General features: G+C 44.5%; 19 protein-coding genes. 13 read left to right on the forward strand and 6 right to left on the reverse strand.

Annotated features, from left to right (window positions below; genetic code table 11):
- Positions 1-62 precede the first annotated feature (62 nt).
- On the reverse strand, positions 63-1,988 hold the full coding sequence (gene mnmC1 / locus SPEA_RS08445; protein WP_012154854.1) for an FAD-dependent 5-carboxymethylaminomethyl-2-thiouridine(34) oxidoreductase MnmC1: 1,926 nt from the start codon (positions 1,986-1,988) through the stop codon (positions 63-65).
- Positions 1,989-2,218: 230 nt separating this feature from the next.
- On the opposite strand from mnmC1, the gene fabB reads away from it, so the two are divergent.
- On the forward strand, positions 2,219-3,430 hold the full coding sequence (gene fabB / locus SPEA_RS08450; protein WP_041411358.1) for a beta-ketoacyl-ACP synthase I: 1,212 nt from the start codon (positions 2,219-2,221) through the stop codon (positions 3,428-3,430).
- Between the two features lie 138 nt (positions 3,431-3,568).
- Entirely contained in the window at positions 3,569-3,928 is a 360-nt protein-coding gene (locus SPEA_RS08455; RefSeq protein WP_012154856.1) for a nuclear transport factor 2 family protein, read from the forward strand.
- A 146-nt stretch (positions 3,929-4,074) separates the two neighbouring features.
- On the opposite strand, the gene SPEA_RS08460 is transcribed toward SPEA_RS08455, so the two are convergent.
- Positions 4,075-5,028, reverse strand: a complete 954-nt coding sequence (locus SPEA_RS08460; RefSeq protein WP_012154857.1) for a LysR substrate-binding domain-containing protein — start codon at positions 5,026-5,028, stop codon at positions 4,075-4,077.
- A 144-nt stretch (positions 5,029-5,172) separates the two neighbouring features.
- Here SPEA_RS08460 and SPEA_RS08465 point away from each other — a divergent pair, with 144 nt between their 5' ends.
- Complete coding sequence (locus tag SPEA_RS08465) at positions 5,173-6,339, forward strand: DSD1 family PLP-dependent enzyme (RefSeq protein ID WP_012154858.1); 1,167 nt, start codon at positions 5,173-5,175, stop codon at positions 6,337-6,339.
- Between the two features lies 1 nt (position 6,340).
- The gene (locus SPEA_RS08470) at positions 6,341-7,282 is read left to right on the forward strand and encodes an ornithine cyclodeaminase family protein (RefSeq protein WP_012154859.1); all 942 of its coding nucleotides are present in this window, start codon (positions 6,341-6,343) and stop codon (positions 7,280-7,282) included.
- A 220-nt stretch (positions 7,283-7,502) separates the two neighbouring features.
- Here SPEA_RS08470 and SPEA_RS08475 read toward each other — a convergent pair whose 3' ends face one another.
- On the reverse strand, positions 7,503-7,934 hold the full coding sequence (locus SPEA_RS08475; protein WP_012154860.1) for a GNAT family N-acetyltransferase: 432 nt from the start codon (positions 7,932-7,934) through the stop codon (positions 7,503-7,505).
- A 350-nt stretch (positions 7,935-8,284) separates the two neighbouring features.
- On the opposite strand from SPEA_RS08475, the gene SPEA_RS08485 reads away from it, so the two are divergent.
- Complete coding sequence (locus SPEA_RS08485) at positions 8,285-9,415, forward strand: 4-phosphoerythronate dehydrogenase (protein ID WP_041410892.1); 1,131 nt, start codon at positions 8,285-8,287, stop codon at positions 9,413-9,415.
- A gap of 2 nt (positions 9,416-9,417) precedes the next feature.
- Positions 9,418-10,434 (forward strand): aspartate-semialdehyde dehydrogenase, encoded by a 1,017-nt coding sequence (locus SPEA_RS08490; RefSeq protein ID WP_012154862.1) that lies wholly within the window; start codon positions 9,418-9,420, stop codon positions 10,432-10,434.
- Positions 10,435-10,488: 54 nt separating this feature from the next.
- Here the strand turns inward: SPEA_RS08490 and SPEA_RS22730 are convergent.
- Positions 10,489-11,723 (reverse strand): IS3-like element ISSpe1 family transposase gene (locus SPEA_RS22730; protein WP_086024287.1). Its coding sequence is split into 2 segments (ribosomal slippage): positions 10,489-11,366 and positions 11,366-11,723, totalling 1,236 coding nucleotides; the frame shifts between segments, so codons are not numbered across the junction.
- A gap of 202 nt (positions 11,724-11,925) precedes the next feature.
- Here SPEA_RS22730 and SPEA_RS08505 point away from each other — a divergent pair.
- The 6 genes from SPEA_RS08505 to purF all read left to right on the forward strand — a co-directional run bounded on the left by SPEA_RS08505 (position 11,926) and on the right by purF (position 19,951).
- Positions 11,926-14,799 carry a FimV/HubP family polar landmark protein gene (locus tag SPEA_RS08505; protein ID WP_012154863.1) on the forward strand — a complete coding sequence of 958 codons (2,874 nt, stop codon included), beginning with the start codon at positions 11,926-11,928 and terminating at the stop codon, positions 14,797-14,799.
- A gap of 163 nt (positions 14,800-14,962) precedes the next feature.
- Positions 14,963-15,748 (forward strand): tRNA pseudouridine(38-40) synthase TruA, encoded by a 786-nt coding sequence (gene truA, locus SPEA_RS08510; protein ID WP_012154864.1) that lies wholly within the window; start codon positions 14,963-14,965, stop codon positions 15,746-15,748.
- A 97-nt stretch (positions 15,749-15,845) separates the two neighbouring features.
- Positions 15,846-17,111, forward strand: coding sequence for a bifunctional tetrahydrofolate synthase/dihydrofolate synthase (folC, locus tag SPEA_RS08515; RefSeq protein WP_012154865.1), 1,266 nt, complete (start codon positions 15,846-15,848; stop codon positions 17,109-17,111).
- Positions 17,104-17,733, forward strand: a complete 630-nt coding sequence (locus tag SPEA_RS08520; RefSeq protein ID WP_012154866.1) for an SPOR domain-containing protein — start codon at positions 17,104-17,106, stop codon at positions 17,731-17,733. Before folC ends, SPEA_RS08520 begins: the two co-directional genes overlap by 8 nt.
- A 115-nt stretch (positions 17,734-17,848) precedes the next feature.
- A complete protein-coding gene (locus SPEA_RS08525) occupies positions 17,849-18,337 on the forward strand; it encodes a CvpA family protein (RefSeq protein WP_012154867.1) in 489 nt (162 codons plus the stop codon).
- A 99-nt stretch (positions 18,338-18,436) separates the two neighbouring features.
- Positions 18,437-19,951 carry an amidophosphoribosyltransferase gene (gene purF / locus SPEA_RS08530; RefSeq protein ID WP_012154868.1) on the forward strand — a complete coding sequence of 505 codons (1,515 nt, stop codon included), beginning with the start codon at positions 18,437-18,439 and terminating at the stop codon, positions 19,949-19,951.
- A 37-nt stretch (positions 19,952-19,988) separates the two neighbouring features.
- Here purF and SPEA_RS08535 read toward each other — a convergent pair.
- Together SPEA_RS08535 and SPEA_RS08545 are read right to left on the reverse strand one after the other, a co-directional pair.
- A protein-coding gene (locus tag SPEA_RS08535) for an IS3-like element ISSpe3 family transposase (protein ID WP_086024290.1) occupies positions 19,989-21,217 on the reverse strand; the annotation gives its coding sequence in 2 pieces (ribosomal slippage) (positions 19,989-20,866 and positions 20,866-21,217; 1,230 coding nt in all).
- A gap of 152 nt (positions 21,218-21,369) precedes the next feature.
- The gene (locus tag SPEA_RS08545; RefSeq protein ID WP_049767958.1) at positions 21,370-21,639 is read right to left on the reverse strand and encodes a hypothetical protein; all 270 of its coding nucleotides are present in this window, start codon (positions 21,637-21,639) and stop codon (positions 21,370-21,372) included.
- Positions 21,640-21,829: 190 nt separating this feature from the next.
- Here SPEA_RS08545 and SPEA_RS08550 point away from each other — a divergent pair, with 190 nt between their 5' ends.
- Complete coding sequence (locus SPEA_RS08550) at positions 21,830-23,848, forward strand: DNA topoisomerase III (protein WP_012154870.1); 2,019 nt, start codon at positions 21,830-21,832, stop codon at positions 23,846-23,848.
- The last annotated feature ends 85 nt before the right edge of the window (positions 23,849-23,933 follow it).

Genomic DNA, 23,933 nt, shown 5'->3' on the forward strand with positions numbered 1-23,933 from the left:
GCGCTTTTGGGGTTTATAACTCGGGTTTATAGACTTGAGTGTGAAGGCAGACAAGCTGTGATCTAAACCTCGACACCCACCTCTAGCGCTTTGCCTTTGAGTAGTTTTCGCATCCACATTCTATTAGGGTTGAGTAGTGCCACAAAATCACGACTAATAGGCATTAAATCGCCACAAATCTGCGCTGCGAGCGATTCTGCGGCGAGTGGCCCAGAGCTTAAGCCTCGCGAGCCTAATCCTCCCAGCACATACAGACCTTGATGAACTGGCGCATTATGGCTTTGCCAGTATTTACGGCTCTGCGGTGTTAACTGATGATCTTGATATAGAGTCATAATTGAGTCGATATCGGGGGCGGGACCCATCATAGGAGCATGATCGCGGGTTACCATACGTACGCCAACACGAGCGCTATGGCCAGATACATCAATGTCTTCCACCCACTCTTGGCCAACATAACTATGTTGAATTTTATGTAAGTTTTCGACCTGCTCATTCGGGCAATAATCAGTATTTGGCGCATTTTTAACGTAGCTTGCGCCTAGGCAATGTAATGTATTGTTGCTCGGTGTCATATAGCCATGGGCGCACAAAACACTGCTAAGTTTTGAAAGTTTAGCTCGAGAAGGCACATGACTGACTTGACCTCTAAATCCCGTAGCCTGTAGGTATTGGGTTTGCGGGAATTGAGTTATCGACTTACCGTTAGCAAGGATAAGCGCCTTAAAGGAGCCAAAGCGTTCGGTGTTACTAGTTAGCTCCCAGCCACCATCCTTGTAGTGAATATCGGTTATTTGTGTATTGAGTTTAAGTGATGCACCAGCAATCGCCTTAGCCTGATTAAATGCCGCTCGGGTAAAGTCTTGTGGAGACACCCAGCCACCCATAGGGTAGAAAATACCTCCATCATCAATCTTCAATCCAGCAATGCTAGAGGCCTGCTCGGCTGTAATTGCCCGGGCGATGCTCGGCTGCCAGTTTTGACCATTAATAATCTTAGCCACTCGCTTGCGGCTGCGTTCATCATGCCCGGTGTGCACTACGCCGCACAGGTCAAAATCAATTGGGTGTCCTTGCGCTGCTAGGCTCTTGAGTCTTTGTAAGCTAAACAGGTAGGCCTGCTGAAAATACTGGCTTAAGGTGTTGTTATCTGGCGTGAGTAACGGATAGATCGCCCCTTGCTTGTTGCCAGAGGCGGCTTGCGCTAGGGCATGGTCTTCACAAAAAAGTGTGACTTGCTGTCCTCGCTCGGCTAAGGATAAAGCCAAACACGCGCTGGCGACGCCGCCGCCAATAATGGCGATGCCTAGGTTGCTGCATGTTGCATGGGTTGTAACAGCAGCAGAACAGATTGGGTAGGGGGCTTGCAACGCTCGGCTCTGCGCACGCATCGCGGCTCGTTCTTGAAAACAGATCTCATCGCCGCTCTGTATATTTCCTGGAATGTTGTCAGCATAGCGATAAAGCCCCACTTGCTCGGCCTGAGTATAGAGTTCTAGCTGAGAAACTTCGGTAAATGTATCATCAAGGCTGAACTGGGCATCATTTTTACTTAATTTTGCTAGCTGCCAAAACAGTATTTGCCTTAACTGAGTTTGGTCTGCATCACTTGTAACGTGCCAGCCGTCGACAAAACCATCGTTAACCATAGGCAAAGCCTGCAGTTGGGTGAGGTATTGGCCGAGATAAAAATCGATAGTGAGTTTGCAATTACTAACGATGACTCGCTGACAGCCTTCTATTGCGGTTAAAGAAATGCTCCCCTGAGGACATAGCAGTGTCGTTAACTCTTCATTAGCAAGTAAGATACCTGAGGTATCGCTTATATCGACAAACAACTTCAGCGTAAGCTGCTTGTCTTTATGGTGAGCGAGTAGAGTTATCAGCTGTTTAAGTTTGGTAATGCTACCTAAACCTAACTGGCCAATGACCACATTTTTAGTGGTTTGACTGTCGATGATCTGCTTGAGAATTTTACTTACTGTCATGGTTACGTCTTTAATGTTAAATTAAGCACTCACAAATATGCTTTATAATCGGTTTTACTTGCGGAAATTGTACATTTTTATGGGCATATTTTGGCAAAGATTATACGTAAGGTCTCATAATGAGCATTATTTTTGTGTTCCTTATGGAAAGCTGACCACTTAAATGGATGAAAAGCGATACCATTGGTGCAGCAAAATTGGTACTAGATGTACAAAATGGAAAGTTAATAATGAAAAGAGTCGTGATCACTGGACTTGGTGTCGTATCAAGTATCGGTAACAACAAGCAAGAAGTCACTGAATCATTAAAAGCGGGTCGTAGTGGTATTACCCACTCTGATCAGTTTGAAGAAATGAAGCTGCGTAGTCATGTTTGGGGCGACATTAAGATTGACCCATCAGAATATATTGACCGTAAAGCACTGCGCTTTATGGGTAATGCAGCAGCTTACGCACATATCGCAATGCAAGAAGCGATTAAAGATGCAGGTTTAGTTGAAGAGCAGTATTCAGACCCTCGTGTCGGTATTATCGTAGGCTCGGGCGGCGCATCTTCAGCAAATCAGGTTCAAGCTGCTGACACGTTACGTGAAAAAGGCGTTAAGCGCGTTGGTCCATATATTGTGCCGCGTATTATGTCGAGCACAGCAAGCGCATGTTTGGCTACGCCATTTAAGATTAAAGGCATGAACTACTCAATCAGTTCTGCTTGTGCAACTAGCGCACACTGTATCGGCCACGCGGCTGAACTTATCCAGATGGGTAAGCAAGATATGGTATTTGCTGGTGGTGCAGAAGAAGTGGATTGGACGCTTACCATGGGCTTCGATGCTATGGGCGCACTATCGACTAAGTTTAATGATGATCCCACTAAAGCATCTCGTACCTATGATGCAGACCGTGATGGTTTTGTTATCTCTGGTGGCGGCGGAATCGTGGTTGTTGAAGAGCTAGAACACGCTCTTGCACGTGGCGCAAAAATCTACGCTGAGATCATCGGTTATGGCGCATCATCAGACGGCTATGACATGGTTGCTCCATCAGGTGAAGGTGCGGTTCGCTGTATGCAGATGGCTCTTGCCGATGTAGACACACCAATCGATTACATCAATACTCACGGTACATCAACACCTGTGGGTGATATGCGTGAGCTTGAAGCACTACGTGAAACCTTTGGTGATAACCTACCAGCTATCGCATCGACTAAGTCTCTAACGGGTCATGCACTGGGCGCGGCGGGTGCACACGAAGCGATTTATAGCTTGATCATGATGGAAAGTAGTTTCATCGCACCAAGCATCAACATTGATACTGTCGATGAAAAAGCCGAAGGCATGCCAATTGTGACTAAAATGACTGAAAAAGAGCTCAATACTGTGATGAGCAACAGTTTTGGTTTTGGTGGCACAAACGCAACTTTGGTTATGCGTAAGTACAAGTAAACTGTACTTATACTCAGCAAAGATAGATTGAAAAGGAAGCCTAGGCTTCCTTTTTTTGTGTCTTGTTTTGCTGTCCAGCCCCAATTGACAGGATCCCTTCTATAGTTAGTTTGTAATAAATTATATAGGAGAGAGCAAATGCATTTAGCAGATATAGTGCAACGTGGCTGGCAAGCCGTCGGTGCCGGAGATTTTGACACCTTGGTGGCTGACTACGTTGAGAATATGTCATTCATCATGCCGGGGCAAAACGATGTACTTGAGGGGCGACAGGCTTTTCGTAGTGCGCTGGACTCTCTTGGTCAAATTCTTCCCCCTGGTTTTGAAATTACACAGCTTCATCAGATAGAAGGAGAGAATGAAGTGGTTTCAATCCTTGAGTGGAAATCCAATAAAATAGCGGGATCTCAACTGTGTGTTTTGTTTAAGTTCGAAGCGAGTAAAATCTACGAAGAAAGGTGGTTCGTAGACACTGAGCAGTGGAAGAATGCTTTCTAAAACAGTCAAAAATGTGCGCTAAAATCAAGTTAAAACAAGAATTAATCAAAAGTGCTGATGCTCAGTTATCGCCGTCTGTTGTATTAGTTTCGTTGTATTAGCTCTACTTTATTTGGCGGCTTTAGTCGTTCAAATGTATCGATTGCTTACTTCCAAGGAAGCGGGGTTAGTCGCTGTTTGAGGAGCTGAATAAAGCCAGAAATACGAGCCGAACGTTCTTTCTCTGGACTACTTAATAACGCAACTATATTGGCGTTCGGTAGTGAATAATCGGCTAATATACGCACAAGTTCACCGTTGTTGATCTGCGGCTGCACATCCCACTCAGATCGCATAATGACGCCTAACCCTGCCATAGCCCAATCTTTAATGACGCGGCCCTCGTTGCTTGCCAGTGTCGGCGTGATCCTGATCATTTCAAGTTTGTCATCGGTTGGCTTGTCGTTGGAAAGCTTGTCATGTGACAATTTCTCATGTAACAGCTTGGTAAACGGCCACAAGGTCACATCTTCGTTGTTTTCCCTTAATGCGATGCATCGATGTTTGAGTAGCTCTTGAGGCTCCTTTGGTTCTCCCATTTGCTCAAGGTATTTTGGGGAGGCACAGACAAATCTTTGGTTTTTAGCCAAAGTTATCATTTTCAATGAGGAATCATTGAGCGCACCTATATAGATAATGATGTCCCATTTATGATGACTAGACCAATTGGGGTTATCGGATAACTCAAGTTCGATATCTAGCTGAGGATGTAGGAGCTTGTATTCGCCAAGCAAGGGCGCGATATAATCATTACCAAAACCTAAGGGGGCTAATACTCTCAGCTTGCCACAAACATGCTCCTTAAGCTCATCCAGCTGTTCTTGTAGTTCATCGAGTCCACGCAGAATAGGCAAGCCTTTATCCAGTAAAAGTTGTCCTTCTTCCGTTAGGCTCACGACTCTTGAGGGGCGCTGAATAAGTTTGATCGACAGTTTTTTTTCAATATGTTGCAATCTAAGCGTTACCGACGGCGGAGTAATATTTAACGTCCTAGCCGCATCGGCTAGGGTTTTATGGCTGGCGATTGTGGTGATGAATCTTAGATCTTCTGTGGTGATCATTTAGTTTTAACCTAATCTATACCTTAATAAGTATTAATGTAAAACAAAACAAACTTCTTGGATACTCTTGTTCTACACGCTGGTTTGATATTGCTCACGTGCATCAATCCAGATATGACCTATTGATGGATCAGGAAAATGATCATGTTAGCTAATGAAAGCCAAAACCCAGAATTATTGAGAAAGTACCAGAGTCTTGATACGCCTTTCTTGTCGGTTGATAAACAAATCGTGCTAAAAAACTTAGCTAGATTGCGTAATAAGATAGATGGGTTAGGAGCTGAATTAAGACCTCATTTTAAAACGGTAAGAGCAATTGAAGCTGTTGAGCATTTATTACCGCAAAAAATATCCCCAATTACGGTGTCGACGGTAAAAGAAGCCGAGGCGCTGGTAGAAGAGGGCTATAGCAATATCGTTTATGCGGTGGGTATTTCAGAGGGGAAATTACCTAGAATTTCTCAGCTTATTGCGAAAGGTGCAAAAGTACGAGTATTGCTAGACACCCTAGAGCAAGCTCAGTTTGTGAGCCAATATAGTGAACAGCACTGCTGCGTTATTCCAGCAATGATTGAAGTTGATTGTGACGGACACCGAGGCGGCATTCATCCTGATGACCCTCTGCTAATCGAAATCGCCAATATATTGCATCAAGGCGTAGCGAGCTTTCATGGCGTACTTGCTCATGCCGGTGAGTCATATCTTTGTTTCGATCCAAAGTCATTAGCAGAAGCTGCCAATAATGAAGTTAACATGACGCTAAAAGCGGCTAATAACCTTCGCGCGGCAGGGATCCCTTGTGACATAGTGAGTATAGGATCAACGCCTACCGCTCATAGTTATCAAGACTTAAATGGCATCACCGAAGTGAGGGCCGGGGTGTATGGTTTCTTCGACTTAGTCATGGCCGGAATAGGCGTCTGTCAGCTAAAGGATATCGCTGCTAGCGTAGTGACCACCGTCATCGGCCATAACAGAGAAAAGGGCTGGATATTTATCGATGCAGGCTGGATGGCACTGTCTTTAGATCGCGGCACAGCGGGTCAACCCAAAGATTGCGGTTATGGTTTGGTTACCGACTGCAATGGAGCAGTGCTTGATGGACTACAGGTTATTTCTGTTAATCAGGAGCACGGCATTATAGGTGCGGTTGATAATAGTGACTTGAGCCTAGATAACTTCCCTGTAGGTAGTCGATTACATATTTTACCTAATCATGGCTGCGCCACAGCCTCCATGCATCAGCACTACCATGTGTTTGATACAGCGAATGAAACCTATGAGATCTGGAATCGAATTCAAGGCTGGTAACATGCAATATTTAAATGAAGCGCAAACCGCAAAACTGATCACTCATCAACTGGCCTACTCAGCTGTTAAAGAAGCGTTTATAGCAGCCACCACAGATGAAGCAACTTTGTTTCCTGTGGTCAATGCATCAGGCCCTCAAACCGACTCGATGTTTTCAATGAAGTCAGCGTCAACGGCGACACTAGTTGGTTGGAAAACGGGGAGTTACTGGCCGGGTAATCAGGCTAAAAACATACCCTGCCACGGCACCAATGTGTTCTTATTAAGCCCTGAAACCGGTGAGCTGGTTGCTGTAGTTGCAGCCACGCAAGTCAATGCTTATCGCACAGCGGCAGCAGACGCAGTTGCAGTCGATTACCTAGCGCGAAAAGAGGCGACTGTATTGACGGTATTTGGCAGTGGGCACCAAGCAGAGTACGAAGTATTAGCCATCGCGGCAGTGCGTGATATTACTAAGGTGATTGTTGTTGGCCGAGATAACGATCGCTGCCAAGCATTCATTAAGCGTCTAGTTGATAAAGGCTTACAAGCAGACTGTACCGTTGCCAGCGCCCAATACGGTTGCGAAAATGCAGACATTATCGTGACCGCTACCACTGCCACTGCGCCGCTATTTAAGGCTAGCTGGGTTAAAGAGGGCACCCATATCTCCGCCATGGGGGCTGATAAAGTCGGTAAACAGGAGTTACCAGTGGAGCTTTATCAAGGCGCCAGTTTATTTTGTGACTACCGAGCGCAGTCGGTGGTTATTGGCGAATTTCAGCACTCAGAAAATGGGCAAGTGACAGAGATGGGCCACGTCATAACTAGCCATTCAGCAGGGCGTATTGATAGCGCTGAGATTACTATTTTTGATAGCTCTGGCATCGCTATTCAAGACCTGTTTGTTGCCGCGAAACTGCTACAGCTGAGTGAAGAGCTAACTGAACGAGTGTTCGATTAATATTAAGGTCAAAGGGCCAGTAGCAATTGCTGCTGGCCTTTATTGTTCATGAATCCTCCGAAAGCTAACATGGAAGAGACTAACTCCCACATTGATACTCTCCTTTATCTGGTTACACCTGACTACAATGATTAAGCCTAGATTAATGAGCAAAAATTACTGCTTAAAATGATTGACGCAGGAGTAAAAGTGAACTGTTTTGGCCTGATTTATTTACTTGCTATACGCAATTAAGAGCTAATTCTTTTTTTAGCCAACAACGACTATGCTCTTTAGGGTAGTTTTCAAGTTTGCCAAAAATTTCATAACCTTGTTTTATATAAAAATCAGCCGCTTGGTAACTAAAGCTTGTTAAATGAGAATTTTTACAGCCATTCTCTGCAGCAGCGCCTTCTATTTTGTTTAGTAACTGTATTCCAAACCCTTGGCCTCTTACGCTTTGTGATATCCATAATGAATCAATCCAAAGCCAACCAAAATTATCGTAATTCCCCTGTATTCCTCCTACAAGTTCGCCCTTTTCATTATGTAATAAAAAACATAATTCATGACGACCCGTATCACCAACGATAGGCTGTGTGAAACTTTCAATTCCATCCCAAAGAGCATGTTGCTCTTCATCTGATAATTTATTCTTACGAACTATGTTCAACTTCAATTTCCTAGACCTTTTTTTGATAACTTTTATTGATAGCTTTTGCTTATAACAGCGCTTTAGCGCTAATTCCGATAAAACGCTCGCTAGATATAGCGTGCGAGTAAAACTTATTGTGTTATCACAATTGCTTAACAACTTATCATTGGACGCTTAGGTGAACAACTTAAAGCTTATGCGGATAAACTAAGAATTTATTGATTACATGCCAAAAGTGAGCTGGATATTTTCTGGGTATATACAAATAGACAGGATGAAAGCCTTTATTTTCAATCCTTGTTTCTAATAAATAGCCCATCTTGCTAGAATGCAGCCCATACTCATTCAGCACACTTTTGGAAACCATGATGAAGATCCTTGCCGATGAAAATATGCCTTATGTTCAACAGTTATTTGGTGACTTAGGCACGATTGAAACCGTAAACGGTAGGGAGCTAACGCCTGAGCAAGTTAACGATGCCGATGTGTTACTCGTTCGCTCTGTGACTAAGGTGAATCAAGCCTTATTGGCAGAGAATAACCAACTTAAGTTTGTTGGCAGTGCCACCATAGGCACAGATCATATCGATGTTGAATACCTTGCAAGTCGCAATATTCCCTTCTCTAATGCGCCGGGCTGTAACGCCACCGCTGTGGGGGAGTTTGCCTTTATCGCCATGCTTGAGCTTGCACAGCGCTTTAATAGCCCGCTAAAAGGCAAGGTGGTTGGTATTGTTGGTGCTGGCAACACTGGCACAGCGGTAGCTAAATGCCTTGAGGCTTATGGCATTGAAGTTCTGCTTAATGACCCATTGTTAGAAGAGAGTGGCGATCCTCGTAGCTTTGTATCACTCGATACCTTAATCGAAAAGTGCGATGTGATTAGCTTGCATGTACCGATAACTAAAACCGGTGAGCATAAAACTTGGTATCTGTTCGATGAGTCGAGACTTAATAAGCTAGCTGAAAACTGCTGGCTGCTTAATTGCTGCCGGGGCGAGGTGATTGATAACTGCGCCTTGATTAACTTCAAGCAACAGCGAGATGATGTAAAAGTGGTGCTTGATGTGTGGGAAGGTGAGCCTAATCCTATGCCAGAGTTGGTGCCTTATGTGGAGTTTTGTACGCCCCATATCGCTGGCTACTCGTTAGAGGGCAAAGCGCGCGGCACCTATATGCTCTATCAAAAGTTAGCTGAGGTGCTGAAGATTGAGGCCGACAAACAGATGGACTCGTTACTGCCGCCGCTCTGGAGTGAGCAGGTTAACGTACAAGAAATCAGCGATGAAAGAGCACTTTTGCAGCTCGCGAGATTTGTATACAATTTGCGCGATGATGACGAATTATTTCGAAAAATGTTTCTAAATAAGCAGGGGTTTGATCATATGAGAAAAAATCACACCCATCGCCGCGAATTTAGTGCATTAAAGGTAGGCAACACGGGGCAAACTAATGTAAATTGGTTATCCAATTTAGGGTTTTCAGGAGTCGAGCTGTAATTATGTCGCAGGAATTTAATGTTGTCGTATTAGGTGCATCGGGCGCAGTGGGTCAAACAATGATTGAGATCCTCGAAGAGCGTAACTTTCCGGTTGCTAATTTATTTCCATTAGCCAGCAGTCGCAGCGCCGGTAATACGGTCAGCTTCCACGGTAAACAGGTCGAAATTTTAGATGTAGACACCTTTGACTGGTCACAGGCCCAAATCGGTTTCTTCTCTGCAGGTGGTGACGTATCAGCTAAATGGGCTCCCATTGCTGCTGAAAACGGTTGTGTTGTTATCGATAACACCTCTCACTTCAGATATGACATCGACGTGCCATTGGTGATCCCAGAGGTAAACCCTGAAGCGATTGCCGATTTCAGAAACCGTAACATCATTGCTAACCCTAACTGTTCAACCATTCAGATGTTGGTTGCGCTTAAGCCTATTTATGATGCATACGGTATTTCGCGTATTAACGTGGCGACTTACCAGTCTGTATCGGGATCGGGTAAGCAAGCTATTGAAGAGTTAGCAGGCCAGTGCGCTAAGCTTTTACAAGGTTTACCTGTAGAGCCTAAGACTTATCCTAAGCAAATTGCGTTTAACGTATTGCCACAAATCGATAAGTTTATGGATAACGGCTACACCAAAGAAGAGATGAAAATGGTGTGGGAAACGCAGAAGATCTTTGGTGATGACAACATCGTTGTGAACCCAACGGCTGTGCGTGTACCAGTATTTTACGGTCACTCAGAAGCTATTCACCTAGAGACATTACAACCTGCTGATGCCGAAGACATTAAATCCGTATTACGTGGTGCCGACGGTGTAGAACTATTCGAAGGTGATGAAGATTACCCAACTGCGATAACAGAAGGCGCAGGTACCGATCCTGTTTATGTTGGTCGTGTGAGAAAAGATATCTCCCATGAGAATGGCATAAACCTTTGGGTTGTATCAGATAACATTCGTAAAGGCGCAGCACTTAACAGTGTGCAAATCGCTGAAGTTTTGATTAGAGATTATTATTAATTTCTAGTTCGAACCGACTAAGTGTCCCGTCCTGAAATAGGTTGACGGTTTTTACTAGACCAGTAGCTTCTGCTGCTGGTCTTTTTTATGCACTTGATTAGGTGTTTTCATACCCAAGCTTAAGTGCGGTCTCAGCTCATTGTATATAAAAATTGACTCCTCAACGAGTTGCTTTAACTCATTAAGGTTGCAGCAAGGAGATAATAGAAACTCTTGCTTTAATATCCCATTTATACGTTCTGCTAGTGCGTTTTGGTAGCAGTCATATCCATCGGTCATTGATGCGCGGATGTCACTTCTTTGCAACGCTAACTGATAAACGGCAGAGCAATACTGTAACCCTCTGTCTGAGTGATGCACTGCTCGATGTTGATACTGCCGATTACTTATCGTCATTTCTAACGCTTTGACTACGTCTGTAGCTTTCATTTCATTACTTAATTCATATCCCATTATTTTACGACTGAACGCGTCAGTTACCAATGATAGATAATGTATGCCTTGCTCTGATTGCACATATGTTATATCACTAACAAACACCTCTTCAGGTGCTGTTGGCACTAACTCTTTCAGTAAATTTGGATGTTTCTTCATCCAATGTTTACTGTTAGTCGTCTTGGTATAATTACGCTTAGGTTTGACTAACAAGCCTTCACTTTTCAAGTAACTAAAGAAGTTATCGCGCCCAAGTTTAATCCCTTTCTCGATGAACTTAGGTTTAAGTAAAAAGTAGAGTTTCTTGCCACCAATCCGAGGCATAAACCGACGGATATCTAGTATCATCGCTCTTACAGGGGCTAACTCCATTGCTCTACAATTCGCTCTTCGTTCTCTTTGATAGATAGCTTGTCTTGTTATACCCAGAAGCTTACAAGCGCGATTTAAGCTCGTTACTTTCTGTTTTTGAAGACTTCTCGCTCCCTGGCTAAGTACTTTTTTCTAAGGCCAGCTCCATATTCTGCATCAATAATATCAACGGCTTCATTGAGTAATAGATTACGTAAGTGCTCATCTTCCAGCTCTTTTTCAAGGCGCTTAATCTTTTGAGCTGGGGTTTCTTTAGCTTTAGTTGTTTTTGGCATAGTCATTCTCACTGGTTGAGTCCAGTCCATCTTACCGTGCTTTCTAAGCCAAGTAAGTACCGTGGAGCGACCTTGGATGCCATAGGTTGTTTGAGCTTGTTTATAAGTCATATCGCCTTTTTCTACGGCAGCTACAACTTGTAATTTAAAGCCTAACGAATAATCTCGCTGTGTTCGCTTAACGCGGGCTGGTATTGGTGTAGTCATTATAAAGTCCTAAATGTGTAAACACATTTCAGGACAAGACAAAGAAAACATAAAAAGCCCGCTAATTGCGGGCTTTTTATGTTTTAAAGATGTGAACAGTAGCAGGGCAACAGAATCTAGTTTATAGTAATCTCAATAAATACAATTGCCTAAAGCTCGTCACCAGGGTGGTGACTCCAGAGTGCTTTAAAGGGAAGGATTGATGAACTTTCGCACATCGCATCTTGTCGGCTTAATAGCCACGGGGTTAGTGGCTATTGCTGCCCCTTCGATTAACCCGGTTGCTGCTGAGCCATTAAAAATTACAGGGCCAGATGGCCAAGTAAGACTCAATGAGCAGAATAGTCAAAGCATTCGTCAATACGGTCCGACAACCTCGGCAGATACTTTCTGGAGTATTGCGCAGGCCGTAAAGCCTGATAATAGTGTCACCGTTTACCAAGTGATGACGGCACTATATGACGCCAATCCCCACGCATTTTCAAGTAAAAACTATAACAGCCTAGAACGCGGCATGATTTTGTTGGTGCCGACTAAAGCTGTAATGCAGCAGACCTCTCAAATTGACGCCAAAGCACGCGCCGAGCGTAACGATCGTAACTGGTCAACAGCTGTCGCTAAATCGAGTGTGGCTCCTAAAACCGTCGTTCAAAAAACTGTGCCTCCAGAGGCTGTTGCTGCAAAGATTGAAGCGCAAAAAGTGACAGTTGCTAAACCCTCCGTTGGCGTAAAGTCAAATCCAGTGATTGCAGAGTTATCGGCAGAAGTTGATGCCCTAACTAAACAGATGGAAGAGATCCAAGCACTAAACCTCGAGCTAACTGATGAGCTTGCAAGGGCAAGCGATGAAATAGTGGTTGGCTCAACGGATACCGAGGCGTTTCAGCAACAAATCACCCAGCTTAAAGAAGAAAATGCGCTGCTAAAGCAGGCACTACAAGATACTAAATCTGAGAATGAAGCTTTAAATCAACAATTACAGCTTAAGCAGCAACAGCTTGCCGCATCAAGTGCACCTGAGCAGGAGCCAACGTCGGATCTTTGGCGAACCTTAATGGATAACCCATTGCTATTGATGCTTGGTGCGGCATTACCCGCTTTAATCGTAGTGGCGCTGTTTTGGTTGTTTATTCGCCGCAGAAGTGATGCGAATTCTGAGCAGCAGGAGAGTGGAGGCGCTGCTGAGAACGAACTAAGTGGCATGAAAGATGACACTGCCATCGAAGATAAGTCTGACGATGCCGACGGATTAGCGGTTCATTTAGATACTGACGACGCTGCAGTGCAGGCTCCATTGCAGGAGCTTGCGGTCGTAGGTGCTGTAACTCAGGCAGAGCAAGAAGAGCAAGATATTGTTGTTGAAGACTCTCATGATGAAGGCCAGTCATTAGACGATCTGTGGGCCGAGGCGATGGGTGAGCAAGAGCAAGATGGAGCCAATGATTTTGATGCGTTTCAAAAGCAATCTAAGTCGCCAGAAGAAGAGGACTTGGACTCATTGCTTGCAGGTTTCGATGAACCTGCAGAGCAAGCTGACGAAGACCTATCTCTGAATGAGAAGCCTTTTGTTGCTGAAGACGATGATTTAGATGCACTGTTAGCAGGGTTCGATGAACCGGCAGAGCAAGCTGACGATAATGAGCAGTCTTTTGTTGCTCAAGGTGTTGCTCAGGGCAGTAGTCAAGAAAGCGCTCAAGACGATACTCAAAATGACGATTTAGATGCGTTGCTAGCAAGCTTCGATGAACCTGCAGAGCAGGCTGTTGGCACTCAAGAAGATGATATCGATGCTTTGCTTGCCGATTTTGATTCTGAAAATCAGCAGCTAGAGGAGGCTCATGAGCCAGAAGTTAAGGTCGCCGAGGATGACTTAGATGCGTTGTTAGCAGAGCTTGATGATAAACCTCATGACGAATACAACGCCGACGCGCTTTCAGATGAGATGGCCGCCGAACTCGAGCTTGGTTTCGAGATAGCTGCAGAGCTTGATTTATCAGAGGATGACGCACAGCAAGCTAAGCCTGATAGTGAGCTAGACAGTGAACTTGATGCGCTGCTTGCAGAGTTTGACTCTCCGGCAGATGTTAGTGATATCGAGCAGGAACAAGAGCTACAACAGGCTAGTGAAACTGAGCTTGCTATAACTGAGCCTGCAATTGATGAGACGCCAGTTGAGATAAAAGAGGCGTCAGCGGCAATCACTAAGGATTCAAGTAGCTTAGATTTCGACTTGAGTGATTTTGAGCCAAGTAGCCTGACAGCAAATACTGATAGCCGTGATGCTGAGCCTAGCAATAATCACGATGAGGAGTTGCTAGAGTTTACTCTGCCAGAACCAGAACCAGAACCAGAACCAGAACCAGAACCAGAACTATCTTCGGAGTTAGATCCTCAAGTAATCGAAAAGACCGATAAAGAGAGTGGTTTCTTCGATGATCTTAAAGGCAATAAGAAAACTGAGGAAAACAGTTTAGATTGGGAAAGTATTGCCGCTCAGAGTGGTAATGATGATCCAGCTGAACTTGGCGCAGAATTAGCTTTTGCAGCAACTGAAAAAGTTGAAGTGTCTGATGATGAGCTGTTAAGCGGGTTAGTCTCGAAAGGTGCAGCGCAAGATACAGCGCTTGAGCTTGACGCCGATGAGACATTCTCACTCGACGATGATAGTAAGATGACCGTTGACGAGGCGCTAGCCGCTCTGGATGCTGAAGAATTAGGTGCCAAAGAACTGAGCAAGAGCGCGGTTGCTATGCACGACTTAACTAGCTTCCAGAAAGATAATGGCTTTATTGATATCGATAGATTGTTGAGCGAAGCCGATGAAGATAGCGGCGAAATCGATCTTTATAAGGAACTTGATGTCGACATGGGCGAGTTAGATTCGCTAAAGGGCAGTACTCCTATGGTCGATGTCGATGATGAAGAAAACTCGGTTAACGCTAAGTTGGATTTAGCCCGCGCCTATATTGAGATCGATGACAGTGACAGTGCGCGAGCACTACTAAAAGAGGTCGAACTCGATGGTAATGATCGCCAACAGGCCGAAGCCTTAGGTTTACTCAAAGAGTTAGTGTAAATTCCTCAACTAAAATCGGCGCCTTTGGCGCCTTTTTTATACTTATCGTTTGCCTTGAGTATGCTAGAATCGCCGGCTATTAAAAGATTTTGTCTATCCGACTGCATTGCCTTGAAAACACAGGCAGTCGAATAACAGTTTAACTGAGTTATAGAGGTGTGGAATGCGGGTTGCGCTAGGTATAGAGTACGATGGTAGTCAATATTTCGGATGGCAACGTCAGGCGGAAGTTGACACAGTGCAAGAGCGATTAGAAAAAGCGCTTTCTATTGTTGCCAACGAACCTATTGCAGTGCACTGTGCTGGCCGAACTGATGCGGGCGTCCACGCGACAGGTCAAGTGGTTCACTTTGAAACCAATGCGATTAGAAAAGAGACGGCTTGGACACTAGGCGTCAATGTTAACCTGCCTGACAATATTGCTGTGCGCTGGGTTAAAGTCGTTGATGATGAATTTCACGCACGTTTTACTGCTACGGCAAGACGTTATCGCTATATGATTTACAATCACCAGCTTCGTCCAGGCATTTTGCGTAGCGGTGTCAGTCATTACCCAGGTGATATCGACGAGTCTAAGATGCATCAAGCCGCGCAGTACCTTCTCGGTGAGCAGGATTTTACTAGTTTTAGAGCTGTTCATTGTCAGTCTAATACGCCGTTTCGCTGCGTGCATGAAGTTAACGTGACGCGTCAAGGGATGTATATCTGTGTCGATATTAAGGCTAATGCTTTCTTACATCACATGGTGCGCAATATTGTAGGCTCTCTGTTGGAAGTCGGTTTAGGTAATCAGTCTGTCGAGTGGATTGAACAGCTACTGGCGCTTAAAGACAGAAATAAAGCCGCAGCAACTGCCAAGCCTAACGGCTTGTATTTAGTGGACGTGACTTACCCTGAAAGCTACCAATTGCCTAAGTTGTCACTTGGCCCATTATTTATGTTGGACTAAGGCATGTTTAATGAGAGTTAAGGATAATCTTAACGGTAAAGGTTTGGGCCTTTACGTTTTAAATGGATAAAAGTTTGTGATTGAACAAGACACATTAATGCCAGTAGCACCAAAGTCAGGTGCTACGTTAAACCGCTGGTTAGATTTCTTATTGGCAATTCACCCAACTGAAATTGATATGGGACTTGCACGGGTATCAACTGTCGCTACTAGAATGGAATTGAACCATTTAGGCGAAACCAAAATAGTCACTGTTGCAGGCACTAATGGTAAAGGCACTACCTGCGCCATGATCGAAGCTGCGTTACAGCTATCAGGGAAAACGGTAGGCGTATACAGTTCACCGCATTTACTGAACTACAATGAGCGCGTGCGGATTAATGGTATTGATGCTACTGATACAGCTTTAGTCGGTGCCTTCGAAGCCATTGAAGCTGCTCGAGCCGAGATCTCATTAACCTTCTTTGAGTACGCAACGCTAGCTGGTCTTTATCTCTTTAAAGCTGCCAAGCTTGATGTGGTATTACTCGAGGTAGGTTTAGGTGGTCGCTTAGACGCAACCAACTTAATCGATGCAGATATTGCAGTCGTGACTTCTATCGATCTTGACCATCAAGAGTACCTTGGTGATACGCGAGAGTTGGTTGGCGCAGAAAAAGCAGGAATATTTAGACAAGGGCGCCCTGCAATTGTAGGTGAGCCTGATTGTCCACAATCGGTACTTGATGCGGCCAATCGAGTCGGTGCATCGCTTTATCGAGTTAATAGTGAGTTTAGCTACCAGTGCACTAACGAGGATTGGCATTTCAAAGGTCAGCATTTCGATTTATCGCATTTGCCACTGCCATATTTGCCTCAACCTAATGCCGCCACAGTTATTGCGGTACTAGAGCACCTTTTTCCAACTATTTCCGCCGAAATTATTGCTAAAGCCGTCGGTAACACTCAGCTCGCTGGACGTTTAGAAACTCTTAATCCGTCACCTAAAGTTATAGTCGATGTCGCCCATAATCCTCACGCTGCACGTTATTTAAAATCACGTTTAGCTGCGATGGTAAAAGGGCGTTTATTTGCACTTTGTGGCATGTTAAAAGATAAAGATGCTCGCTCGGTACTACTTGAGCTATCAAGTGATGTTGATAAGTGGTTTTTATGCGACTTATCGGTCCCACGTGGCGCATCGGCAGCAGAGTTAAACGCACTAATGCCGCAAGATGTAGACGCTGCCACTTATCAGCAGATGAGCGATGCTTGGCAAGCGATCAAAGCGCAATTGCACAGCGATGATATCGTTATTGTATTTGGCTCATTTTACACTGTTGCGGGTTTTAAAGAGTTGTTTAAGGGAGAGAAACTTGTCTAGTCAATTTCAAAACCGTCTTGTTGGTGTCATCGTGATTGTGGCATTAGGGGTGATTTTTTTACCCGATATATTAGATGGTAAAAAGCAGCGAGAAGAAGAGCAGTTTGCTGAAATACCTTTGAGACCCGAGATCCAAGAGAGCACCTTGCCAGCTCAGAAAATTGAAACGGTCGATCTTGCTGTGAACGATGGTTCAAACGCTGATGGCGCTTCATTGGATAACGCCACTCATTCTGGCGATGAGGAACGTTCCGGTAATGGCGATCGTTCCGGTGATGCCTCTTGGCACATAGCCGAAGAGGGCGGGCAGCCAACAAAGCCGCAACAGTCAAAGCCTGCAGTTAAGTCGGTAACTAAACCGGCACTTGAATTAAAGAACGCTTGGACGATTCAACTTGGCAGCTTTAATAATGCAGCCAACGTTAGAGGGTTAGTTAAACGCCTTCGCGATAATGGATTTACCGCCTATACCTTGCCGACTAAACCCGTCGATGGTCAGTTAACTAAGGTATTTGTTGGGCCTAACGTTTCTAAAGATAAGTTGAGCCGTATGCAGAATGATATTGAAAAGCTGACGCAGCTAAAAGGTCGTGTAGTTACTTATAGCCCTGTCGAAAAATAATAAATCGTGATTGTCTTTGTTTGAGAAAAAGTTATTTCGCCGTGAAAGCGTGAGAAATAACTCTGTCTCTGTTAGAATCGCGCCGTCTTAAACCCTATGCTGGATTATCTCTTAAATGGTTTGGATTGATTACGCCATCATTATCGTTATCGGACTATCAACTTTGATCAGTTTGGTCCGTGGTTTTGTAAAAGAAGCCATGTCTCTCGTTGTTTGGTTCGCCGCTTTTTTTATTGCCAGCCAGTTTTACCTCAAACTCGCCTTGCATCTTACCCAGATGCAAGATGAAATGGTTCGAAATGGGGTCGCAATTGCCATTTTGTTCGTTTCAACGCTTATTCTAGGCGCTCTCGTTAATTACCTAATAGGTCAATTGGTTTCTAAAACAGGATTGTCAGGCACTGATAGAGTGCTCGGCTTGTGTTTTGGTGCCCTTAGAGGCGCATTAATCGTAAGCGCGTTACTGTTTTTTATGGATGCTTTTACCGGAGCACCCAACACAGATTGGTGGCAGGATTCTACACTCGTGCCCGAATTTGGAGTTGTGATCCAGTGGTTCTTTGACTACTTGGAAAACACCTCGAGCTTTGTACCCAAAATATAAAATGCACTAAAGCATTACTTGGTTTTAGGTAGAGACGTCAGTCTCACCTAAAGCAAAAATATTAAATAATAGAACATCTTACAATGAGGAAGCTTACCCATGTGTGGTATTGTCGGAATAGTTGGCCAGTCATCGGTTAATCAAACCATTTATGATGCACTGACTGTGCTCCAGCATCGTGGACAGGATGCTGCTGGCATTGTGACCGTCGATGGCAGCGCGTTTAGATTGCGTAAAGCCAATGGTTTGGTGAAAGACGTTTTTGAACCAAAGCATATGCAGCGTCTACAAGGCAATGCAGGCATAGGTCACGTTCGTTACCCTACGGCAGGAAGCTCTAGCGCTTCTGAAGCTCAGCCGTTTTATGTTAACTCTCCTTTTGGTATTTCATTGGCGCACAATGGTAACTTGACCAATACGGTTGAGCTGCATGAGCGTTTATTGAAGCAGCGCCGTCATGTTAATACCACATCAGACTCTGAAGTGTTACTTAACTTACTCGCCGATGAACTTCAGCAATCTACAACAGATGATCTTAGCGCTGAAGATGTGTTTAATGCTGTTGCCAAGGTGCATGATATTACTCGTGGTGCCTATGCGGTAGCTGCCATGATTATCGGCCAAGGGCTAGTTGCTTTTAGAGATCCATTTGGTATTCGTCCGTTAGTGCTAGGTAAGCATGAAACGGCGTCAGGCACCGAATACATGATCGCATCTGAAAGCGTTGCGTTAGATGCGGTGGGTTTTGAGTTTATGCGTGACGTAGCGCCTGGTGAGGCGGTTTATATTACCCTTGATGGTGAGCTATATACTCGCCAATGCGCACACTCGCCAAGCTACTCTCCTTGTATCTTTGAATTCGTATATTTTGCTCGTCCTGACTCAACCATTGATAACATTTCTGTTTATAGCAGCCGTGTTAATATGGGCACCATGTTGGGCGAAAAAATTAAGAGAGAGTGGGAAGATCATGATATCGATGTAGTTATCCCGATCCCTGAAACCTCTTGCGATATCGCACTCGAAATTGCACGTCATATGGATCTGCCATACCGTCAGGGCTTCGTTAAAAATCGCTATATCGGCCGTACTTTTATCATGCCAGGTCAGCAAGAGCGTAAGAAGTCTGTACGCCGTAAGCTCAACGCGATTGGTGCAGAGTTTAAAGGCAAGAACGTATTACTTGTTGATGACTCTATTGTGCGTGGTACCACGTCTGAGCAGATCATCGAGATGGCACGTGATGCTGGCGCTAATAAAGTGTATTTCGCGTCAGCAGCACCAGAAATTCGTTTCCCGAATGTGTACGGTATCGATATGCCAACCACAAATGAACTCATTGCCCATGGACGCGATGTTGAAGAGATCAATAACTTAATCGGCGCCGACGGCATGATTTTCCAATCGCTACCGGATTTAATTGAAGCGGTACGTAAAGAAAATCCAAGTATTAAGCGTTTTGAAACCTCTGTATTTGACGGTAAGTACGTCACCAATGACGTAAATCAAGAGTACTTAGATTACATTACACAATTGCGTAACGATGATGCTAAGGCAAATCGTAGCAAAGATATTGGCACTAACTTAGAGATGCATAACGTCTGTCATCCTTAAGCAAGTGTCTAGTCCTAAAATAGGTTGACGGTTTTTATTAAGCCAGTTGGAACTCCCGACTGGCTTTTTTATGTACTTCATTAGGGGTTTTCATCCCTAAACTAAGATGCGGCCTTAAATGGTTATAAGTCTCTATCGACTCTTTGATTAACATATCGAGCTCCTTCATCGTACGGCAGCGATAAAGCAAAAACTCGTGCTTCAAAATCCCATTAACCCGCTCTGCAAGTGCATTTTGGTAGCAGTCATATCCATCTGTCATGGACGGAGTAATACCATTTGCCGCTAACGTCTCCTGGTACTCAGCTGAGCAGTACTGCATCCCTCTATCTGAGTGGTGAATGGCATCGCCTGTTGTCTGACGATTCTTTATCGTCATATTCAATGCTTTGACCACGTCACAAGCTTTCATTTCATGGCTTAACTCATATCCCATTATCTTTCTTGAGTACGCATCTGTTACCAGAGACAAATAGTGCGTCCCCTCATCTGATTTCACGTAGGTGATATCGCTAACGAGCACCTCTTCAACACGCTTGACCGCTCTGTCTTTTAGTAAGTTGGGATACTTTCTTAGCCAGTGATGGCTATTGGTCGTTTTAGTGTAATTTTTTCTGGGTTTTACCAGCATATTTTGTTGCTTCAAATACTGAAATAACCCATCTCTACCGAGCTTTATCCCTTGTTCTATCAGTTGTGGCTTGATGAGCTGGTAGAGCTTGCGCGTCCCCACTCTAGGCATAAACTGGCGCCAATACATGACCATCTTCATCACAGGTTTAAGCGTTTCAGCTTTTGCCGTTCTGCGTTGTTTCCATTGATAAATTGCTTGTCTAGATAAGTTGAACTGCCGACTCGCTGTGGCTAACTTTATGGTGCCTTTTACTTTGGCGAACCAGAGCGTTCGGCTAAGTACTTTTTTTCTAAATCGATGCCGTATTCGTTTTTAAGCAACTCGACCATATCGCCATAAATCATGTTTTTCATTTCTAGATTAGAGACTTGCTTCTCCAATCGCTTAATTTTCTGGGCTGGCGTTTCTTTAGATTTAGACATAGGAGAGTGCTCAATAGGCTGGGACCAGTCTAATCTACCATGCTTTCGTAACCATGTAAGGACGGTACTTCTTCCTTGGATACCATAGTGGTCTTGAGCTTGCTTATAGGTCAGCTCGCCTTTTTCTACTTGGCTGACGACGGCTAATTTAAAGCCTAATGTGTAATCACGCTGAGTACGTTTATTGCTGATAGAACCTGAAGGTTTCATAGATAAGTCTCCAATGTGTCAACTTATCTCAGGACGGGACAAAGTTGTTATGTTTAAAAGCCGAGCATCTGCTCGGCTTTTTTGTTTTCAGTCTAAAACACCGGCTTCATATCGATCAACTTCTTATACTGATTGGTATTATTACCTAACGCTTAAATCAGCTGGGTTAACCAGACTAGCATCCAGCTAGCAAATAAAAAACTATACGACTTCTTGTTAAAGCCGTGACCTAATTTTAGACCGAATAAGATACTGATACAGGTTAGAGGGACTAATGCGCTGCTGAGTAACACTGGAACCTGGTTAACTGTTGAGTGAAAAAATGGAGCGATAATTAACAGCCATGATGTGACAAGTAGTAAGTGGAAAAGCATAAGTTTATCGAGTCTAATTCCTCGGTGACTTAAGGTTGCTAGCATCATTATTTCTCCATAGTTAAGATGAGAGAATTAAAACACTTAATGAGAACTGTTCTCAACAAGATTTACATTGGCTGAGCAAAACTTACTCATGCAGCGAATAATGCCTTTTGAGGGACGGCTTTCATTTGCACCATTTAGCGCTTCGATGTACAGTTACTGTTAATTTATACAGTAATCCTAATTTTTCTAAATGATCTTATATATTGCTGAAAAACCCAGCCTTGGTAGAGCTATTGCCGATGTGTTGCCTAAACCCTTAAAGAAAGGTGATGGCTTTATTCGCGCCGCAAATGGCGATTGTGTCTCTTGGTGTGTCGGTCATTTACTCGAACAGGCTGAACCAGATGCATACTCACCAGAGTACAAGTCATGGAAGTTCGAGCATCTGCCAATCGTGCCAGAGACCTGGAAGATGAAGCCTAAATATAAGATGCGCGGCCAGATAGCGGTGCTGCGAGGCTTAGTCAAAGAGGCGAGCCAGCTCGTAAATGCCGGCGACCCGGATAGAGAAGGGCAGCTATTGGTCGATGAGATCATTGCCCACTTAGGCGTAAAAGGCCCAAAATTGCAAAACGCGCAGCGTCTACTCATCAGTGACTTGAATCCACAAGCGGTGAAAAGGGCATTAGGGCAGTTACGCTCTAACCGCGAGTTTATTCCTCTGTCGACCTCAGCCTTAGCGCGCTCTCGCGCCGATTGGCTCTATGGCATGAATATGACCCGGGCTTACACCATTCAAGGGCGCAAAGTCGGCTATCAAGGCGTGCTGTCTGTTGGGCGGGTGCAAACTCCTGTGCTGGGCTTAGTGGTTCGCCGCGACGCCGAAATTGCCGAGTTTATCTCTAAACCTTTCTATGAGGTGTTGGCGCATTTAGCGACCGATAATCAGCAGCGATTTAGTGCAAAATGGCAACCAAGTGAGGCCTGCCAGCCTTATATGGATGAAGAGGGGCGAGTACTCTCAAAAGGGTTAGCGCAAAACGTAGTCGGGCGTATAAATGGCCAAAACGGCACCGTAGAAAAGGTAACAGCACAAGATAAGAAACAAAATGCACCTTTGCCTTATAGCTTATCGGCACTGCAGATTGATGCGGCTAAACGCTTCGGTATGAGTGCAAAGTCAGTACTCGATACCTGCCAGTCTTTATATGAAAAACATAAGCTTATCACCTATCCCCGTTCAGATAGCCGTTATCTACCTGCTGAACAACATGCTTTGGCTCCGAGCGTCATAGGTGCCGTACTGAATGGTGCCAGTGAGTTAGTGTCAGGCATAGAGCAACCTAATAGCAAGCTTAAATCTAAGGCGTGGAATGATAAAAAGGTTGAGGCTCACCACGCGATAGTGCCGACCGAGAAGACCGCTAATTTACAAAACTTAAATCAGGCTGAGAAGCAGTTGTATCTACAGGTTGCTCGTCAGTATTTGATGCAATTTTATCCTGCGTATCTTTATAAAGAGACTCAAGTTGAGATAATCATTGCAGGTGGCTTATTTAAAACCAAGGCCAAACAAGAGGTGGCATTGGGTTGGAAGCAACTGCTTAAGCAAAATAAAGAGAAGAGCCAAAGCGAAAAGCAACAAACTGATGATGACGAGTATCTAGCCAACATTCCCGCCCTAAAAAAGGGCCAAATTCTGTTATGTGAGCGCGGTGAGTTACTGGAGAAACAGACTCAGCCACCAAAGCACTTTAGCGATGCCACTTTACTGGGCGCGATGACAGGGATCAGCCGTTATGTGACCGACAGTGAGATCCGCAAAATATTAAAGGAGACTGATGGGCTCGGTACCGAGGCGACTCGCGCTGGGATCATCGAGTTGTTGTTTAAGCGAAACTACCTAACGCGTCAAGGTAAGTCTATTTTAGCGACAGAGGTAGGCAAGGGTTTGATAAACAGCTTACCCCTGAGTGCGACCACACCGGACATGACGGCACTTTGGGAAAATAATCTCGATGCTATTAGTCGTAAAGAGGCTAAATATCAAAGCTTTATGGCGCCTTTATTAATATCACTGCAGCAGCTTATCGAGCAGGCTGGGGCGCAGTTACCCACCTCGTTGCAGGGCGTTAAATCTCCTGATAGCGGCTTTAAAAAGCGTCGTTACTCGGGCAATAAGAGTGCGGCTACGACAAAATCGGCTACAGCTAAGAAAGCGTCAGCTAAAAGAGTGAGTACGACTAAGGCTAAGAGAGCGACCTCCTAAATCATCAGCTTGAGTTCTTGTTTAGTAACTTTCAATTGTTTAACAAAGGCCTATGGGGTAGCTTGGTATCTAAAGCAACTATGGA

Source organism: Shewanella pealeana ATCC 700345, from assembly GCF_000018285.1.
Classification (GTDB): domain Bacteria; phylum Pseudomonadota; class Gammaproteobacteria; order Enterobacterales; family Shewanellaceae; genus Shewanella; species Shewanella pealeana.

What these genes read in the sequence shown, in the direction of transcription:
- mnmC1 (WP_012154854.1), bottom strand. Translation starts at nt 1,988, where the DNA reads ATGACAGTAAGTAAAATTCTCAAGCAGATCATCGACAGTCAAACCACT.
- fabB (WP_041411358.1), top strand. Translation starts at nt 2,219, where the DNA reads ATGAAAAGAGTCGTGATCACTGGACTTGGTGTCGTATCAAGTATCGGT.
- SPEA_RS08455 (WP_012154856.1), top strand. Translation starts at nt 3,569, where the DNA reads ATGCATTTAGCAGATATAGTGCAACGTGGCTGGCAAGCCGTCGGTGCC.
- SPEA_RS08460 (WP_012154857.1), bottom strand. Translation starts at nt 5,028, where the DNA reads ATGATCACCACAGAAGATCTAAGATTCATCACCACAATCGCCAGCCAT.
- SPEA_RS08465 (WP_012154858.1), top strand. Translation starts at nt 5,173, where the DNA reads ATGTTAGCTAATGAAAGCCAAAACCCAGAATTATTGAGAAAGTACCAG.
- SPEA_RS08470 (WP_012154859.1), top strand. Translation starts at nt 6,341, where the DNA reads ATGCAATATTTAAATGAAGCGCAAACCGCAAAACTGATCACTCATCAA.
- SPEA_RS08485 (WP_041410892.1), top strand. Translation starts at nt 8,285, where the DNA reads ATGAAGATCCTTGCCGATGAAAATATGCCTTATGTTCAACAGTTATTT.
- SPEA_RS08490 (WP_012154862.1), top strand. Translation starts at nt 9,418, where the DNA reads ATGTCGCAGGAATTTAATGTTGTCGTATTAGGTGCATCGGGCGCAGTG.
- SPEA_RS08505 (WP_012154863.1), top strand. Translation starts at nt 11,926, where the DNA reads ATGAACTTTCGCACATCGCATCTTGTCGGCTTAATAGCCACGGGGTTA.
- truA (WP_012154864.1), top strand. Translation starts at nt 14,963, where the DNA reads ATGCGGGTTGCGCTAGGTATAGAGTACGATGGTAGTCAATATTTCGGA.
- folC (WP_012154865.1), top strand. Translation starts at nt 15,846, where the DNA reads ATGCCAGTAGCACCAAAGTCAGGTGCTACGTTAAACCGCTGGTTAGAT.
- SPEA_RS08525 (WP_012154867.1), top strand. Translation starts at nt 17,849, where the DNA reads ATGGTTTGGATTGATTACGCCATCATTATCGTTATCGGACTATCAACT.
- purF (WP_012154868.1), top strand. Translation starts at nt 18,437, where the DNA reads ATGTGTGGTATTGTCGGAATAGTTGGCCAGTCATCGGTTAATCAAACC.
- SPEA_RS08545 (WP_049767958.1), bottom strand. Translation starts at nt 21,639, where the DNA reads ATGATGCTAGCAACCTTAAGTCACCGAGGAATTAGACTCGATAAACTT.
- SPEA_RS08550 (WP_012154870.1), top strand. Translation starts at nt 21,830, where the DNA reads ATGATCTTATATATTGCTGAAAAACCCAGCCTTGGTAGAGCTATTGCC.